17 protein-coding genes and 2 pseudogenes are annotated in these 16,521 nt (G+C 57.9%); 5 read left to right on the top strand and 14 right to left on the bottom strand.

What is annotated here, in order from left to right; translation table 11 throughout:
* Nucleotides 1-338: 338 nt before the first annotated feature.
* A complete protein-coding gene (locus I6F17_RS37965; protein WP_338129091.1) occupies nucleotides 339-506 on the top strand; it encodes a hypothetical protein in 168 nt (55 codons plus the stop codon).
* A 700-nt stretch (nucleotides 507-1,206) separates the two neighbouring features.
* Complete coding sequence (locus tag I6F17_RS25465; protein WP_081493866.1) at nucleotides 1,207-1,959, top strand: OmpW family outer membrane protein; 753 nt, start codon at nucleotides 1,207-1,209, stop codon at nucleotides 1,957-1,959.
* A gap of 447 nt (nucleotides 1,960-2,406) precedes the next feature.
* On the opposite strand, the gene I6F17_RS25470 is transcribed toward I6F17_RS25465, so the two are convergent.
* The 10 genes from I6F17_RS25470 to I6F17_RS25520 form a co-directional block, all read right to left on the bottom strand.
* Entirely contained in the window at nucleotides 2,407-2,754 is a 348-nt protein-coding gene (locus I6F17_RS25470) for a (2Fe-2S) ferredoxin domain-containing protein (RefSeq protein WP_225124648.1), read from the bottom strand.
* Nucleotides 2,755-3,825: 1,071 nt separating this feature from the next.
* The gene (locus I6F17_RS25480; protein ID WP_225124649.1) at nucleotides 3,826-4,014 is read right to left on the bottom strand and encodes a hypothetical protein; all 189 of its coding nucleotides are present in this window, start codon (nucleotides 4,012-4,014) and stop codon (nucleotides 3,826-3,828) included.
* A gap of 75 nt (nucleotides 4,015-4,089) precedes the next feature.
* Nucleotides 4,090-4,449 (bottom strand): DUF3024 domain-containing protein, encoded by a 360-nt coding sequence (locus I6F17_RS25485; RefSeq protein WP_050991954.1) that lies wholly within the window; start codon nucleotides 4,447-4,449, stop codon nucleotides 4,090-4,092.
* 14 nt (nucleotides 4,450-4,463) lie between these two features.
* The gene (locus I6F17_RS25490) at nucleotides 4,464-4,703 is read right to left on the bottom strand and encodes a nitrogen fixation protein NifZ (RefSeq protein ID WP_036014885.1); all 240 of its coding nucleotides are present in this window, start codon (nucleotides 4,701-4,703) and stop codon (nucleotides 4,464-4,466) included.
* On the bottom strand, nucleotides 4,700-5,014 hold the full coding sequence (locus I6F17_RS25495) for a nitrogen fixation protein NifZ (protein WP_036014887.1): 315 nt from the start codon (nucleotides 5,012-5,014) through the stop codon (nucleotides 4,700-4,702). The genes I6F17_RS25490 and I6F17_RS25495 overlap by 4 nt, the downstream gene beginning before the upstream one ends.
* Nucleotides 5,015-5,355: 341 nt before the next feature.
* Nucleotides 5,356-5,580 carry a 4Fe-4S binding protein gene (locus tag I6F17_RS25500; protein ID WP_225124650.1) on the bottom strand — a complete coding sequence of 75 codons (225 nt, stop codon included), beginning with the start codon at nucleotides 5,578-5,580 and terminating at the stop codon, nucleotides 5,356-5,358.
* Between the two features lie 10 nt (nucleotides 5,581-5,590).
* Nucleotides 5,591-7,150, bottom strand: coding sequence for a nitrogenase cofactor biosynthesis protein NifB (gene nifB / locus I6F17_RS25505; protein ID WP_225124651.1), 1,560 nt, complete (start codon nucleotides 7,148-7,150; stop codon nucleotides 5,591-5,593).
* Nucleotides 7,151-7,840: 690 nt separating this feature from the next.
* Nucleotides 7,841-8,062: a putative nitrogen fixation protein NifT gene (gene nifT, locus I6F17_RS25510; RefSeq protein ID WP_036014895.1), complete on the bottom strand. Its 222-nt coding sequence runs from the start codon at nucleotides 8,060-8,062 to the stop codon at nucleotides 7,841-7,843.
* Nucleotides 8,063-8,067: 5 nt separating this feature from the next.
* The gene (gene nifS / locus I6F17_RS25515; RefSeq protein WP_225124652.1) at nucleotides 8,068-9,240 is read right to left on the bottom strand and encodes a cysteine desulfurase NifS; all 1,173 of its coding nucleotides are present in this window, start codon (nucleotides 9,238-9,240) and stop codon (nucleotides 8,068-8,070) included.
* 320 nt (nucleotides 9,241-9,560) lie between these two features.
* A complete protein-coding gene (locus I6F17_RS25520; protein WP_225124653.1) occupies nucleotides 9,561-9,881 on the bottom strand; it encodes an iron-sulfur cluster assembly accessory protein in 321 nt (106 codons plus the stop codon).
* A gap of 250 nt (nucleotides 9,882-10,131) precedes the next feature.
* Between I6F17_RS25520 and I6F17_RS25525 the strand changes: the two genes are divergently transcribed.
* Nucleotides 10,132-10,722 (top strand): hypothetical protein, encoded by a 591-nt coding sequence (locus tag I6F17_RS25525; RefSeq protein WP_225124654.1) that lies wholly within the window; start codon nucleotides 10,132-10,134, stop codon nucleotides 10,720-10,722.
* Nucleotides 10,723-10,730: 8 nt separating this feature from the next.
* Here I6F17_RS25525 and I6F17_RS25530 read toward each other — a convergent pair whose 3' ends face one another.
* On the bottom strand, nucleotides 10,731-11,126 hold the full coding sequence (locus I6F17_RS25530; RefSeq protein ID WP_225124655.1) for a Rieske 2Fe-2S domain-containing protein: 396 nt from the start codon (nucleotides 11,124-11,126) through the stop codon (nucleotides 10,731-10,733).
* A gap of 793 nt (nucleotides 11,127-11,919) precedes the next feature.
* On the opposite strand from I6F17_RS25530, the pseudogene I6F17_RS25535 reads away from it, so the two are divergent.
* Nucleotides 11,920-12,721: pseudogene (locus I6F17_RS25535) on the top strand (IS5/IS1182 family transposase); the annotation flags it as partial.
* A gap of 1,204 nt (nucleotides 12,722-13,925) precedes the next feature.
* Here the strand turns inward: I6F17_RS25535 and I6F17_RS25540 are convergent.
* Nucleotides 13,926-14,915: a host specificity protein gene (locus tag I6F17_RS25540; RefSeq protein ID WP_225124656.1), complete on the bottom strand. Its 990-nt coding sequence runs from the start codon at nucleotides 14,913-14,915 to the stop codon at nucleotides 13,926-13,928.
* Between the two features lie 199 nt (nucleotides 14,916-15,114).
* Between I6F17_RS25540 and I6F17_RS25545 the strand changes: the two are divergent.
* A pseudogene (locus I6F17_RS25545) lies at nucleotides 15,115-15,269 on the top strand (IS5/IS1182 family transposase); the annotation flags it as partial.
* 735 nt (nucleotides 15,270-16,004) lie between these two features.
* Here the strand turns inward: I6F17_RS25545 and fdxB are convergent.
* Nucleotides 16,005-16,304: a ferredoxin III, nif-specific gene (gene fdxB / locus I6F17_RS25550; protein WP_036014911.1), complete on the bottom strand. Its 300-nt coding sequence runs from the start codon at nucleotides 16,302-16,304 to the stop codon at nucleotides 16,005-16,007.
* A gap of 12 nt (nucleotides 16,305-16,316) precedes the next feature.
* On the bottom strand, nucleotides 16,317-16,517 hold the full coding sequence (locus I6F17_RS25555) for a CCE_0567 family metalloprotein (protein ID WP_036014914.1): 201 nt from the start codon (nucleotides 16,515-16,517) through the stop codon (nucleotides 16,317-16,319).
* Nucleotides 16,518-16,521 lie beyond the last annotated feature (4 nt).

Here is a 16,521-nt window from a genome sequence, read left to right on the forward strand (position 1 = left end):
GATCATTGGTTGTCTTGGATGTGACGCGATCTGCGCGGCTGTCGGAGAACAAACAAACAAGCACAAACATCAACGCCAAAAGCCGGAATCACGGGATCTATTCCGATCTCTCCAGTTGTCGAACGGAACTTGCTGTTCCTCTCACAACCCGAGCGATTTCGGGAGAGTGAATATGCCGGACGGGCTCGGAACATGGCGGACCAGCGGCGAGTGTTGCAAATGCGGTACGGCGCTCGATGCGCAGATATCGGAGTTGACGGGCAAGAACTTCGAATGGGCTCGCGACAGCGGCAGCGGCTTGCCACAGATTCAGCTCAGCATCCCTACATAGGTATGCCGTGGCGACAATCATCGTTTATCAGAAGCCCGGCTGCGCCAGTAACGCGCGTCAGATTAAAGCGCTCAAGTCCGCCGGCCATGACGTGGTCGTGCAAGACATCTTGAAGCAGCCATGGCACGCGGACGAATTGGGCAGCTTCTTCCGCAATATGCCCGTTAACTCCTAGTTCAACCGAGCCGCGCCTCGTATCAAGTCAGGCGAAGTCAATCCCGATTTTATCGACGCGGCAAGCGCACTCGCATTGATGGTAGGGGATCCGCTCCTAATACGACGACCGCTGATCGACGTAGACGGGGCACGAAGTGCCGGACTCGATCGTGCGCCAGTGCTGTCGCTGCTTGGCGGCAAGACGCAAGATGATCTCGAGGTCTGCTTGCACGAAGCACACCGCACGCGTTGCCCGAAGACGTGAAGACGCCGAGTGCCAGCCATCAGGCGAGGCAAAGAATGACGTTTCCACTTCCGGCTTGCTTTACGCCAAGTAACCGCGGAGCGCTTCCCTGAAAGGGCCCGCGCGAGCGGTTGCTCGTAGGTTGGCATCGCCGATATTCCACTGGAATGCCGCGCTTGCCGCTTTGCAACATGTGAGAGACGTAGCCGCATTTGCTACCTTTATCACGCGCGACCTCGGCGGCCCGCGTTAAATCGGAGCGCCACCCCGAGAGGCAGATTCTTCAAAGGATTCGTTTAGACTGACTACTGGATTGAATAACGATCAAAGCAGAACACGTTTCGCAGCCGTGATCCTAATGCAACTTAGCGGGACAATTGTGCTAACGGTCGCTTCGATTTTGATTGGTATCAAATACTACTCCGTTCCTCATGTGTGACAGAGATCTCGCGCGGCTGCTCGCGCGAGTTTTGGAATGGAGACTTCGATGAGAGTACTAACAGTTCTGGCGAGGGCATCGGTCCTCGCGCTTGCGAGCTCGTTGGCCAGCAATTCGGTACGAGGTGCGGATCTGGGCCCGGCGCCGGTCTACTATGTCTACTATAAAGCGCCTCCAATAGAGCCCGACAGCCCCTGGATGATCCGCCTGCGCGTGCTCGGCGTTTTGCCGGATACCGCAGGTAGCTCGGTCAACGTTGCCGGGACGCCATCGCTGTCTTCACCAAGTTCAGGGCTTTCGCTCAGCGATCGAGCCATACCAGAGCTCGATATCACCTACTTCTTCACAAGGAACGTAGCCGCTGAACTCATTCTCGGAGCGACTCGCCATCACATCAGCGGCAATGGCGTCCTCACTGGGCTCGATATCGGCACCGCCTGGCTGTTGCCGCCAACATTAACCCTGCAATATCACTTCACCGATTTCGGCCAGTTCAAGCCCTATATCGGCGCTGGCATCAACTACACTGCATTCTTCAACCAATCGGCAGCCAATGCGTCGCTTGGCGGCCTTGCCGTCACGGATCTACACATCAGAAACCAATTCGGCGCGGCGGTCCAATTCGGCTTCGATTACATGCTTGACCGTCACTGGGGCCTCAATTTTGACGTGAAGAAGCTGTGGCTGCGGCCGGAGTACTCCGCGACCGTAAACAATGCGATTGCTGTCACCGGGCGCGCCAATATCGATCCATGGCTCGTCAGCGGGGGCGTCGCTTACAGGTTCTGAGGCCAGAACAGGGTCATAAAGGAGACTCCGTTTGATCAACTCGGACGCTGCGAGCGCATCAAGCGCATCTCCTGCCCTCGCCGTCTGAAGTGGGGAGCCGGCTGACGCGTCATCGACGCGTCAGCTGGCCAGAGGCAGAAATTCATTCGTAGCATTGCTATCGCTGTGAGCCACGGATCGCGCGGCACGTAAGTGACGATACACGAACAGATCGGCGCGTTATAATCCTATTACTGCTTCGCCGCGCGTTGCAGAGGAGCCACTTTGCCTATTTGGCCTCACAACAGGCGGTGCGCCACGCCCCATGCCAATGACCTACTGTTAGCGACCCGGCGCTCGAGTTGGACGGTCAACCTCAGACGATCCGAGCTCCGAGCGGCCGGGCAGCTCATGGACGAGCACGCCGTCCATGCTTGCTGGTCCGGTCAAGTGGTCGCGACGACGCCTCTAACTTCGCTTGAGCACCATCACAAGGCGGTCGACACGTTTGCCCTGCTTGAGGTGGGATTTGACGATCTCGTCAACGTCCTCAAGCGTGGTCACGCGGTACCAGATTCCACCGGGATAGACGACCAGCAAGGGACCAGAGTTACAAAATCCAAGGCAGCCCGCCATCGTGAAACCAATATCGTTGAGGCCTTGCGCTTCGATCGCCTTGCCCATTCGATCCCACAGGGCTTGCGCGCCTGAGGCGCCGCAACTGCCGTGGGCATGGCCTGGCGGACGCTGCGTGTTGCAGGCAAAGACATGATGCCGATAAACCTGAGGGAACTCCATTTCTTTTTCTGAGTTCATGCGCCTATCCTCTGATAAATGCTGAAGGGATGAGGTGCGAGCACATCATGCCCAACAGTCTCCGACTATTGAACGTCCCATGATTCCCACCCGCGCTTGCGGAACAAGGCGCAATGAGCGGGCGCCATAGTGGTTGTCGTCGCTAAAGATGAGCGATAAATACCTACGCGTCCGAAGCCGCCTCCTGATCAATTCCAACCTCTTCTCCTGTCATCTCGATCTGTTTATCCACTCATCGCGTATTCACGATCCAAATTCTTTAAGGTAAGTTGCACACCAGATGCGCAACGTTCGCTGCTGCAACGATTCTTTGCTTTGGACGGCGCGCCTCGCAACGATTGCCCAAGTAGGGGCAATGTCGTTCGCTTCTCGCTTCTATCAGCGGTCCCCGACAGGCTAAGAGCCATGGCCTCGTTCAGCTCAATGGCATCGGCCGGACCGACCGCAAAACCCTCGGACCTATTCGCTCATCAAATCTCGCCGGTTTCTGTTCGCTCATCTCGGCCTCGCGGTTTCCTGCTTGAAGACATCGACCGCAGTCCGGCTCAGCCGAAAAATCCCGCGGCCCCGAGTGAGCGGCCGATAAGCCGAGCTGGCACGGGTATTGAGGACATCAAACCATTGGTCTGGCGTGAGCTTGGCCGGACGCTCGCTGATTTGTATCACCCTCCCGTTCGGGGCGAAGCGGACGTGGATGACGATTTCTTGCGAGTTCATACGATCCCCATTTTGGCGATCACGGCCCAAAGTGACCGACGATCTCGATTATAACGTGCTTGGCTTCGGGCACTCGGCGCCGGCCTCAAGCCGAGCCTTGGACGCCGAGACTTTTTATGATTGAGCAGGCCTTCTCCGCGGTCGCCTGGAACATTTCTCTTCCCCCTTTCCTGGACGAATACATGTCGCCGGTGGCATCCAGCGCGCTCCTGCATTTTTGTGGATCACGATGCACAAAGCACGTATCCTTGGTCCGCTTGCTCATCTCTCGCGATGATAGTTGTGCGCGCCATCCAGCTGAAACTCTGCTAATTCAGTGCTCGCCGCACACCGCTCCTTTTGGCCAACAGGACGCTAGTCGGTCGCATTGGGTCGGCCGTAATCTGCACGCAGCGATGTCGGGTCGATCGAGAAGGTCGAGACGAGAAAATTGTCGGAACGGCTGATCCGATAACTCTGACGCATCACAGCCGCCCCAAGAAAGCTGCGGAAAACGGCGCCGCGGCCCAACAAACGGGCCCATGTCGGCGCGATCTGCAGCAAGCGTTCGTTCGATTTCGATCAATTCTTTCGCTGTGAGCGCCATCGTGGCTTCTCTTCGACTAAAAGGCTGGTCCCTTATGGCCAGAACAGACGCTCAGGATCCGCGTTCAATTCGTCGATTGCAGAAGGCAAGCGGAGGTAAAGGCTGTAAAATTCCCAGATTCCTTGGGCATGATTCTTCCGAAAAAGCTTCCAGATCCCGCTCACGGTATCATAAAGAATTAGGGCGACATCGATGAGAGCGCCATCCGTGTCGATGTTGCGCGAGCAACAAGGGCTCTCGACGAGGTAGCCGCCCCTCACCGGCCCCACTTTCGGCGAGACGTAAAGATAGCGCTTGCGCGCGCTCAAGCCGCGCTCAATTCGTTTGCGGTCGAGCTCGTTTGGGTGAGGCAGCAGCTCCGTCTTTGCTTTCCTCATCAGCGCAGCATTCATGGCGAAAGCCTCCTTCAAAGCACTGTTATTTCCTCTTCAAGACAGCCGATGAGCAGCGCCTCACCAAAATCGACAATATAGACCGGCACGTTCGCTTCGGTGTGGATAGCGACTTTGATGATTTCTCCGGTCGCTCCGGCGGCGAGCAAAACTCCCTCGGGCTCCGCGTTCGGAAATGAGCTGTCGTTGGTGAGGTCGACTGCGGCTTTGACTCGCTGGCCGCGTCGATATTTCGGAACGCCTTGCTGAGTCATGTCTCCTCCGGTAATGGCAGATCATCAATCTCCTGACAGGTCTCCACCGGCTCTAGCTCCTTGCGTTTCATGCCAACGCGGTGGCCGCTGTCCAGAAATTCCACACCGTAGATGTAGAATTGCTGCAAGAAAGTGCCGATCGAGACGACGTAACCCACCTCCCCCTTCTTGACTAAGACGTCACCAATTTCCTTGCCGGGATAGGTGCCATCGTTTCGGATGGTGCGATTGGCACGGAGCTTTTGGCCAAAGCTGAAGACGGGTGGGTCGCTGAGCTCGACGATGTCGCTGTCACGAAGAATGCTGTTCATATACCCCTCCTATGCGCCGCTCCTCTGCAGAGGCAGAGAAGCCGCCTAGCTCACGCGGGCAACACTCTGCATCATTTCGTGCTCACGCGCCGTATCGTCAATCACATCGACGATGGGAGGGTTGCCTCGGAAGCCGCTCTCGTACCACGAAGCGCGCCCGGACAGCCGAGATGCCGCCAGGCCGTGCTGCCGACGCAACAGCACGACCGCAGGACAATACAGAGCAGTCGCCGTCCGCAAGGGCGCGAAGGCCGGCGCCTGCGACGTCGCCAGCCCCAAGGGCGACGCTTGGGACGGATTCAGCACCAGGTCTTGGCATGCCGCTCATGAGACCTCACGCATTAGCCCGGCGCTTGATAGCGAGGCAAGGACCTGTCAACCACGCAGGTATTGTCGACCGGACAGGCGGCTACACATTGCGGCTCGTCATAATGGCCAACGCATTCGGTACATTTCGTCGCTTCAATGACAAAGTGCCCCTCCTTCTCCGATATAGCAACGTTCGGACATAAGGGTTCGCAGGCTGAGCAGCCCGTACACTGCGAGGCGATGATTTTGAACGGCACATATTCCCCCTTACGCCGCAGAGATCCGAGCTCCCAGCGGAATCGCAGCGTCGCCGCGCTCCACATGCTGGATCTCCCCGCGCTTCACCTTGTCAAGATAAGATCTGAACCAAGCGATTGCCGACTTCTCAATGAATTCATGGGCGAATTGATCGACCGGCTCGATGCCCGCCTTGATCAAATTGCTTTTCGGGCAGCCGCCAATCTTGGCCACGAACACCGCATGGCAGTCACGGATTCCGCGCACGATGGTGGAAAGTCTATCTTCCTCGCCATAACCGCCCTGGCAGTAAACCTCCACACGGCGTAGGCCAACGAGTTTGGCGCCGGATGTAGAAAGCTCGTACACTTGGAATTCTTTTGCATGCCCAAAGTGCTCGTCGATCAACCCCGAGCCCTTGGTTGCCACCGCCACCAGAAGAGTGATCGCGCTCATCTCTCCGGAAAGCTTCTCAAGCTCCTCTTGGCAGGCCTCGGCTTTGGAGACGCGCTCATTCTCTGCCCTTTGCTGATATGCCTTGCGCATCTCTAAGTCATATTGGACGTCCATTTTCATCACCTGATCAGTGGTGAACTCTGGGCTGCGGTCGTCCCCGAGTAGACCAACCGCATCGGCGCGGCACTGGCGACAATGCCGCATCATGTTTATCTGTCCTTCGCAAGCATCTTGCAGCGCTTTCAGTTCTTGCGCCGTCGGGCCGCGCTGACCGCTGAGGCCAAATGCTGTGCCATGCTCGGGTGCGGAGATCAGCGGCATGATATTGTGAAGGAAGGCACCGCGCGATGTGACCGCCTTGTTGACCTCGACCAGGTGGTCATCATTGATGTTGGGGATCATCACCGAGTTTATCTTGCACAGGATACCCCGTTCGCTAAGCATCTCGAGGCCTTTCAGCTGGCGATCAGTGAGTATCTTTGCCGCCTCGATTCCCGTGTATCGCTTGTGGTTGAAGAAGATCCACGGATAAATCTTGGCTCCGATTTCGGGATCAACCATGTTGATGGTGATGGTGACGTGGTCAACCTTGGACCTGACGATGGTATCAACATAGTCCGGCAGTGCGAGTCCGTTGGTGGACAGACACAGCTTGATGTCGGGAGCCGCCTTGGTGACCAGCTCGAATGTTTCGAACGTCTTTGCTGGATTGGCCAGAGCATCGCCCGGTCCAGCGATGCCAAGCACTGTCATCTGCGGAATGGCGGTCGCGACCGCGAGCACTTTTCTCACCGCCTGCTCAGGGGTCAGCTTCTCGCTCACCACGCCCGGACGCGATTCATTGGCGCAGTCGTATTTTCGGTTGCAGTAATTGCACTGGATGTTGCAGGCAGGCGCGACCGCGACATGCATGCGAGCGTAATGATGGTGCGCGTCTTCGCTATAGCAGGGATGGTTTTTGACCTTTTCCCAGATTTCGGTCGGCAGATCGCCTTGGCCGGCCTTCGAGCCGCAGTTCGGCTGCCCGGTCTTCGCCGAAGCGCAGCAGCCCTTCTGATCGGTGGTGGGCTGCATCATCTTGCCGTGATTTACTGCAGCTTTGACATATGTTCCGCGTCCGACGACCGCGTTCATTCGCTTTTTCCCCTGGAGACATCGTCGCCCTCCCAGGACCATCCTTGAGCGAGCCTCAAGAAGCCGGGTAGCAACTTGCATGCCATGGCCAGAATGATGCAATCGCAGCCGCAGGCCATCGAGTCAGCGCAACGTTAGCACTGGCGCATGCAACAACAGCAATGATGAGCTTGTTGGCAAAGCGACAGATACGTCGCCATCCTCACCCAGAGCTCCATGCCTTGCGCATTCATTCTCGCGCTAAGCTCACCCGAACCCGGCTCCATCCAATGCGTTTGCCGCGTTGCGGTTCTCGCAAGCCCGATACACGCTGGGGGATCCGGGCTCGACAAGGCCAGTAGTGGCTACCACGGATCCTGCTGGACGCCCAGCGACGGGGCGCAAGATGGAGTGTAACCGCCTCGGCTCAACTGAGCGAGCGATTGTCCGCGTCATCAATTCCGTTGCGACAGCCCTATGTTTGCTAATTTCGATATGCTGGGTCGCCGCTGACCGCATTGCCCGTAACTCGCTGCGGCGGCGCAAACTTACTGGCGAAGAAGCCGGCCAATGCGTCTGGCGTGGTCGGCAGAACGGATCTGCGCCATTCAGCGTGGCCAGGACGATATGGAACGATGCTCGGGGCCCTCAAACCAACGAGAGCGCCCCACGCAGCCGCAGCAACGACAAAGTCGATCTGCGGGAGTGTCTTCACGGATCGTGCCCGGTCTCGTCCCGTTTTTTCGCATTGATTGTGATCGGCAACCGGGTGTCGCTTGCCATCTCGGGCAAATCGAGCACCCAACCATTAGCCACTTTGATCCAGCCGCCCCATAGCGTCTCGTACTCGGATTCCACGATTGGCTCTTCGAGATCCTTTTTTGGCACGTAGATGGACAGGCCCTCCGGAGACCGGCGGATCATGATTTTCACGAGGTCTACTCCTTAACTGTGACGCGGGCGATGGCGCGCATGCGAGCCACAATGTCGGACACAGCGCACACGACCTCATCGACCTCCGCGAAGGAGGTCTCACGCGACAGAGAAAAGCGCACGGCGCCGCGCATCCGCCATCTCGGCACCCGCATGGCGGTCAGAACATGCGATGACTGCATTGAGCCGGCGGCGCATGCTGATCCGAGCGACACGGCTATGCCTGCCCGATCGAGATGGTGGGCGATGGCTTCGCCTTCGAGATGGTCGAAGGCTATATTGGCGGTGTTCATCAACCGGTTGCTGATATCGCCGAGCACAACGCACTCCCCATTGCGCAAGATTCCGTGTTCAAGGCGGTCGCGCAAAGCGCCAATGCGAACTCGATCAGGTTCAAGCCGCTCCGCCGCAAGGTCGGCAGCTTTTCCCAGGCCAACGATCCCGGGAACATTCTCGGTCCCGCCGCGGCGCCCTCGTTCCTGTGATCCGCCGCAGATTAGCGGCCGGAATTTAGTTCCTTTGCGCAAATATAGTGCGCCGACCCCCTTGGGGCCGTGCAGTTTGTGCGCGGATAGCGACAGCATGTCGATCGCGCTGTCCTTTAGGTTCAAGCGCACCTTACCAATGGCCTGGACCGCATCTGTGTGAAACAGCGCGCCCGCCTCACGGGTCAATCCGGCCAGAAACTCCACAGGAAACATCGTTCCGGTCTCGTTATTGGCCCACATAACCGAGGCAATCGCTGTGCGTGGCCCAAGCGCGCAGCGAAACGCCTCGATATCGAGCCGCCCGCAATCATCTACGGGTACTATGTGCGTCTTGATTCCCCATGTCACCAATTGCTGAGTTTGCGCAAGTACAGCGGAGTGCTCAACCGAAGTGGTGACAATCTCGTCTCGCTCTTCCTGCGTCGCCAGCGCAGAGAGGATCGCGGCATTATTGGCTTCGGTCCCTCCTGAGGTGAAGACGATTTCATGATCGTGCGCGTTACCTAACAGGTCCCTCAGGCTTCGCCGGGCCTGCCTCACAGCAACTGCGACGTCGTTGCCGAAGGCATGCGTCGAAGAGGCATTGCCGAAGTTCTCAGTGAAGAACGGCAACATCGCTTGCACGACGGACGGATCGGTCCGCGTCGTTGCATTGTTATCGAGGTAAATCGGCACTCGATCTTTGCTCAATTCACCGCCCCACCTGTACCAGCAACGAGGATTAGCCGACTAAATCCGCGGATTTTATCCACCAGCCGCGCCTGCGCACCTCCCACGCTCGCCCCCGAAAGCTTACACGACGTACAGGGACCGGCCAGCCGAGCCATGAACATGCTGCCATCGATGCCGATCAGCTGCCAGTCGCCACTGTGGAGTTGCAGAATGAGGCATGATATCTTCGAGCGCGCCGCGAATGCGACGCTGTCGGAATGGACGACGATTGCCTCAGTTCTTTTGGCTCGACCGGCGCATTCGATGTTTTCTCCTCATCACCTGGACAATGTTTTTCATCAGCAGAACGATTTCCCGCAGGAGCAGTTCGCGGTGGCGTTCGGGTTGTGAAAAGTAAATCCAGAGCCCTCCAGCGCCACGACGAAATCGATGGTCGTACCGAATAGATGCTCGCAGCTCTTGCTATCGACGAACACCTTCAGCCCATCGCATTCGATCACGGTGTCGTCAGGCTTCGGTTCCTCGGCCAGACCCATCTTGTATTTGAATCCATTGCAGCCGCCTGCTTCAATGATGACGCGCAGACCGCCGGACGGGCGCGTGGACGATGACATCGCACTCTTGATTGCATTCACTGCGCTATCGGTCAGGTTGATCACGTCTTTCCCTCATCAGCTTGAACATAGCCAAGAGCAAGTCACGTGCCAGCGCGCAGACGCTTAATGATGCGCGCCTCGTACGTTGGCTTTGGAACAGGTGTCGGGTTTCTTACAAGCTACTTGAGGCGGTGCCAGCCAATCACGCGCTCTCTTCTTAGGCCGGGCCGCTACGCTGCGGCGGCAGGCAATTTGCATCGCATCTGGCACCGACCAACGGGTCGGTGAAGAGCTTAGATCGAGGACTAATTTAATGACTGCAATCGAGAACACCGCACTCGGCAGATTTGAGAAGGAGGGCCGCCTGCTCAACGCCGTACTCAAAGGTGCGACTACCAAGCCGGGCCGGTTCGGCTTTCGTGGCGACGTCGCACTGAAGTTCCAGGCTCAGGTCGCGGACGAGAAGCGACCGCCGGACTATTCGATCGAGCAGGTTCTGACCATCGCGCAGGACGGAGAACGCACTATTCCGGTGCTGGCCGGATACCTACACTCCTTCGCGTATCTTGCTGACGTCGCGACCGTCCTTGACGGCGCCTTGAGCCCAACCGGAAGCTACTTCATGTTTTGCAACAACATCGATTTGCTGGCGAAGTACAGAGTGAAGTTCGGCGATACTAACTTCCACGTCTTACCCTGCGATGAATCCACCGTTTGGAAGGAGATGATGGACCTGGTCGGGCTGAACAAGGACGACATCAAGAAGCTCGATCCGCGCGGTAAGCTTGATTACCTCCTCGATGCCGCAAAGGATCTCGATCTGTCCTATGAGGAGATCTCTTACGACGACGGGCTAAAGAGGATGGAGCCGGTGAAAAACCGCAACGAGAACCGCCCGGTCTGAGGCGGTCTTCAGTTGTTGGGCGATGCATCGTCTTCGACAAGACGCACGCCGAGGACACAGATATCACCATCCAGAACTGCCAACGCGATCGGCGTGAGCGTTCTACCCTGACATGGACCTTCGACACACCGGCCGGTGCCGAGTTCGAAGGTCGAACCGTGCTTGCCGCACATCAGTCGGACACCGTATGGGTCCAGGAATTGGTTCCGCTCCCAGTCCAAATTGACGCTGTTGTGAGGGCATTTATTGACATAGCCGAGTACCTTTTTGCCCCAGCGCACCACAATGATGGACCACGGTCGGTGATTGCCATCATCATCGACGACCATAAGATGGAAGCCCATGGCCTGGCGGCTCGGAATGTCGTTAAAGCCGCAAATCGCATAGATCGCGTCTGGCTGCATTCATCGCTCGTTTATTGCAAAACGTTCTTCATTAGTCGCGTGCAATCGAGCCTGCAAGAACTGTACAAGTGTCGGAACGTGTTTCCGGCAATCCAACCGCAAGCTTCGCCGCCTCATTGGCGTTGACGCACAATTCAGAACAATTCGCAGGAGCATTGAGCCTTGCTGCCCTTTCCATGCCGGGCTGCGCAGCTACAGCTTTCGCGCTCCAACCTTTCTGGACCATTTGCCGGACTGCTAAACTCGATGGCTGGTTGCTGCTCGCTAATCGTCACGCTGCGGAAGGCCCGGTTCCGATGCCCTGCGACCGTATCCATCGCGGCATCGCAAGTGCCTTCCCAGAAAGTGAACGCTCGCTCCCCGCCCGCGAGGGGCGCCCGAGGCGAACGTGCGCCCCCTTTTAGGCTAGCCCTTGCGCCCGCGCGTGGAACGGCGAAATGTCCGTCATTTCCGGCCCGCAGCTGCTGTTGCAGCCACTTTACTCCACGAAGAGCTCCCTACTAAGAGCGTGCTCCAAGTAAAGTGAAGGCTCATCGTCTGAGGAATCCGACTCGAACCTTCCCTCAGTATCGATACCACCGCCTTCAGCTTTCGAAAGATACTTCGTCGCCGGTGAAGAACGGCTGAGCGAACGAGTTAGAATCGCACTTTGTCGTTGTGGACTGGTTTGCAACTGCGGGGTTTTAGTGCACCGGGCATCGGAGCCTTGGAATTTCATTTTCAGTTCCGTCGAATCGCCGCCAGCCATAATTTCGTCGTCGCACGAAGGTGGCGATGCGGCCGAAGAACGTGTTTCCAGTACTTCACCGGCGAAGAGTTCTTTCAGCACGCCTCCCCGCACGAGCGCTGGGGACCTGAGCCACTGGCGCAAGCGGCCGACAAGCTGGAGGTGTTGCAGGCCAACAGCCTGCGGGTGGCGCACGAGGACGGCACGTTATCGAATCAGGACCTCAGGCGGGTCACGGTCGACACTACTGTGCAGCGAAGGCCATCACCTTCCCCACCGACCAAGCTGCTGCCCCCGGGGATCAAGGGGATCAGCCGCCTGGCGAGCAAGCCCGGGGTCAAGCTCCGGCAGTCCTATCTTGGTATTACCAACACCGCGGCAATGATGGCTTCCGGCTACGCCCTTGCAAGCAATTCAAGCGGCATCACCGCCAGTTGCGCATCCTGCGCAGCCGGCTGGGCCGGATCATCCGCGAGATCCGCCGCAAGATCGAAGGTCAGTCTGCGCTCGAGAACGCGTTCACCCTTCTGCTTGGAAGGGCCACGCAAATTCGCGCGCAGCGGCAGCGCCAGCGCGGCTGCAGCTGCATTCTTTCCACGCCTCGGACGCGAAGTGCCTCGGCGATGGAGGGGCGCCAGTGCACCTGATATTTCGGTGCACCCGCGCCGCGCCTTCATCTCCGGCCAAAAGCACGGGGTCTTCGGCATCATCAAGCGCGAGCTGCGCCGCCCCTCCGCCATCGAACCCGTCATAGGACAACTGAAGGCCGATGGTCACCTCGGCCGCTGTTACCTCAAAGGCCGCGCCGTCGGCGCCGACAATCACCCTCTCCGCCGTCGGCCACAACTTCCGCCGCATCCTCACCTGGCTGAGCACTCTTTGGCGCACCACCATCATTGTTGCCCTCAGCGACCATCATCGCTGAAAACGGCTTCCTAACGAAGACCACGTATGCGTTCAAGAACGAGGACGGCGTGTCCCAGGCGCCGGCACCAGCCTATATCATCGCGAAGAAACTACCTCGCCGAACCCGGCTATCGACTCCCGATCGAAGAAGGTGGCTTACTTATTGGCCTGGCCCGAGATGACCGAACCTTCGAGCTTCGCTAGACTATGCGGAAATGTGAGTGATGACGGCCTGAGATAGGCGGCGTATCGAGGCGGGTGTCGAAGGCCGCCAAAACCTCTCCAGGAGAGCGATACGCCATGAATGACACTACCAATACTGTTCCATCAGGCGCGAGCTCCTGATTGACATCAAGCAAAGCGCGGGTTGCAGATCGGCCCGGAGATTGCCGTCGGCGACGGCGCGCTCGGCTTCTGGAAGGCTTCCCGGCACCCGACACCCGCGATGCTAGGTGCACAACACCGTCAATATCGTGGACAAGGTACCGCTCTCGGTGCAAGCCGCCAACAGAGGGATTCGCGCCAAGTCTATTTGGCGCCGAATCGGACGTCCGCCCGCAGCGGCAATCGACGTCTTTGCGAACAACACCGCGCCAGATGCGGACGGGCAGACGAATGATCGCCGCAATCGTCGTCTCACCATGAAGAAAAACGCTAGTCTATCTCATCCGTCGTTCGCAGTTGGTCGCAATGCTCGGCAGGGAAGTCGTAGAAGGCCAGCAGGGTTTCGCGGTCCTTGACCAGGCTCGTGGCCAAGTTTGACCGTCCCGCAGAGAGACCATATCATTTCCAGGTTGCTTATCCTCGATCGGATTCATGATCACTTCATGGTTCTCTTTGAGCGCCCGCCGCCGCTCTTACGGGCTCTGCTTTGGTGCATTGACGATGTCGCCGACTGTATCAAGATGCCCCACTCAAGCAGGATTGGTCGGTAGACCGCCGCCCTAGCCAACCGCGGTGGGGGAGCACCGGGCTGCGCAGCGCCAGCGGCAGCTGAGGGCTAAGCCGCGTTGGCGGCGAGCGGCCCAGCGCTGATCGGGCAGCACTCTGGGCGCGATCCCGCCGCCTGACGCAAGCGCGTGTTGAAGTGGCGAGCCATTCCTGCAGCAACATACTCAATGAGCTCGAGTAGCCACCGCTTTCAGGCCCGACCTCGTCCACAGCGACTATTCGGCAGCCGACCCCGGGCCTAGATTGAGGCGCTCGAAGTACCAAGACGTGTCATCGCCTGACGACTCTGTCTCATCACTTCCTTCACTCGAAGCTCGCTCGATATTCGCCTGAGCACCACTACTCTCGGCGGCAAGATATCCTTCAGGTTTGCCTACACGTTGCCATTTACCTTCGTCGTTATGCGTCCACTTGTCGGGATGCTGGTGAGGATCAAGTACCCAGTGATTCTTATCACTCACAGGAACAAAGCCCATCTGAGCCAGACGGGACTCGATGCCTGGGAACGCAGGTTTTGACATTATCAATGCTTGTTCGCCGTCTTGCCGAAGCTGATGTTCAAGTAGAATATCGCCAGCGTTCTCGACGAGCGGATGAGTAACCCGAAGATCTACTTGGGATGTGACCGCGTTGCGACCGGGAAACTGGGCGCTGAATCGCCTTCCTCCTACCCGAAGTCCGCCTTCTGTCCTCAGAAGCCCGACAGTTTTGTCACCCAAGCGATAGGCGTAATATCGCGCCTGGTCGGTGTCTTCGTCGGTGTGACCATAGGTTCTAGCAATGTTTGCCGCGCGCTCAGCTTTTGTGGATATGAAATCCGAGTACTCCAGTGGACGCTCGGCAATGTACTTGATGTCGTCGCCATAGAAGGCCTTCACTTCTTCCCCGAACTCATCACTGTCGATCTCTTTGATCGGAGGTTGGGAAGTTACAGAGTACGGCCGTGTCGCTGCCTGAGACGAACTTGGGCCAGCATCGGGCGCCATGCCTGCAAGCCTTTCCGCAAAGCCCTCGTCATCTGAATGCCTTGCTTCATCAGCCTGGGTAGCGCTTGTGGATTGGCTAGATGAGCCAACAATTCGGCCATACATCGGATCGCTCTCCTGTCGGTACGGTTTGGGGGTCCAGAGCTCGCGTTGCTCGAGCTCTACCGAGGATGGTAAGATGTCTAGCTGACCACGAGCTGACGCGCCGAGGTTGAGCATCTGTCGCCGGCTCTTGTGAGAGGAAGCTAACTCCTCGTCAGTGAAGAGCGGCTAAGCAAATGAGCTAGAACCGCATCTCATCGTTGTGGACTGATCTGCGAAGGCTCGGTCTTGGTGCACCGGGCATCGGAGTCTTGGAATTTCATCTTCAGGAATCCGTCGAATCGACAGCCATAATTCCGTCGCATCGGATGTGGCGATACGGCCGAAGAAGCACAGGACGACGGGGATCGGGCAATCTGTTCCGGGCCAGGCTGGACCAGATCGTCAATATGAAGCACGCGCGGTTCAGCTCGCCGGCAAGGTCGATTGGGACTGGATCGACATCCGCCGCTGTACAGCGAGAACGGCCGGCGCGCCGCAGGTCCACGAGCTTGTTTCGAGCAGGCGGATCGAGCCACACAACCTGCGAATGCAACGCCGCAAACTGCTCGCGACGCTCGGTCAGCGGCAGTTGGGCATCCTGCGCGCCTAGCCAAAGACCCTTTGGCGTCTCTTCCTGACCGCCGATGGCACTGAGTTCCGGCCAGAGATGCGCGCCGGATGAGGCAGTCTTAAACCACACCAGATGCGCCTTCGGCTGAACAAGCGTCCCCGCCGGGACGAAGGTGTTGGCAATCTTGAAGTCGTCCCTGCTACTTGTGGAGACGACCGCGGAAAGAACTATGAACCCGGCAGTGGATCACGTTTACTATCGGGGTTGACACCGTGCCTGCGATTAAAAGAACTCGTAGGCCTGTCGACCCGCTTCCACACGTCGTTCTCGTTCCTCGTCCACACTTCGGGGTGCTGGTTAGGATCAAGCACTCAGTGGTTGCGGCCCACGTGAACAACACCCAGTTCCGCTAGACGGGCTCCATGCCTCTCCTTGCAGGACGTGACAAGACCAACGGATGATCGCCCTCCTCTCGCATTTGATGTTCCAGGAAGATATCGCCCGCGTTCTCGCGCGGATGAGTAACCTGAAGACCTACCACGACGTGATATCGTTGCGGCCCAGCTGTTCCTGAAAATGCTCTCCTTCAATCCGAGCCGGGCCTGCTGCTCTTAAAGCTGCTGCTCCTAAAGGCCCCGGAGAGCTGCCTTCGCTCATGCAGCTTCGGCTGCAGCTGAAACGTGGGTCTGGCAGTCGGCCGGGCAAACCCTGGCGCACGCACCGCAGCCGATGCAGGCACCCTGATCGTTCAGGACCATGATCTTCTTCTCGATCTCATCGTCCTCGTCATTGTCGAGGTCGATAAGTTCGCCTTCCTCGTTGATTCCTTTCAAGGTCATGACATCTCGACCGCACACCTTGAAACAGCGGCCACAGCCGATGCATTTCTTTGCATCGATCGTGATCAAGTATTGTGGCGTCCAGTCGCGTCCGTCTCGTGTTTGAAACGACATGCATTGCTCCCTCTAGGTATTCTCCAGCGCCTTTAAGGCGAGGCTCTTGCGCTCAAGTTCGGCATAAGCATCGTACGCCTTCTGCGCGACCACCATGATCGAGGTCCAGTTGATGGGCAGTTCTTCCGAAAGGTCGTGCAGATCCATCTTGGCCTGAATCGCCTTGGCGGACACCTTCCTTAGTTCGGCCTTCAGTGTTTCACGATCGCTCATGAGT

This window comes from Bradyrhizobium sp. NBAIM18 (assembly GCF_020193825.1).
Taxonomy (GTDB): domain Bacteria; phylum Pseudomonadota; class Alphaproteobacteria; order Rhizobiales; family Xanthobacteraceae; genus Bradyrhizobium; species Bradyrhizobium yuanmingense.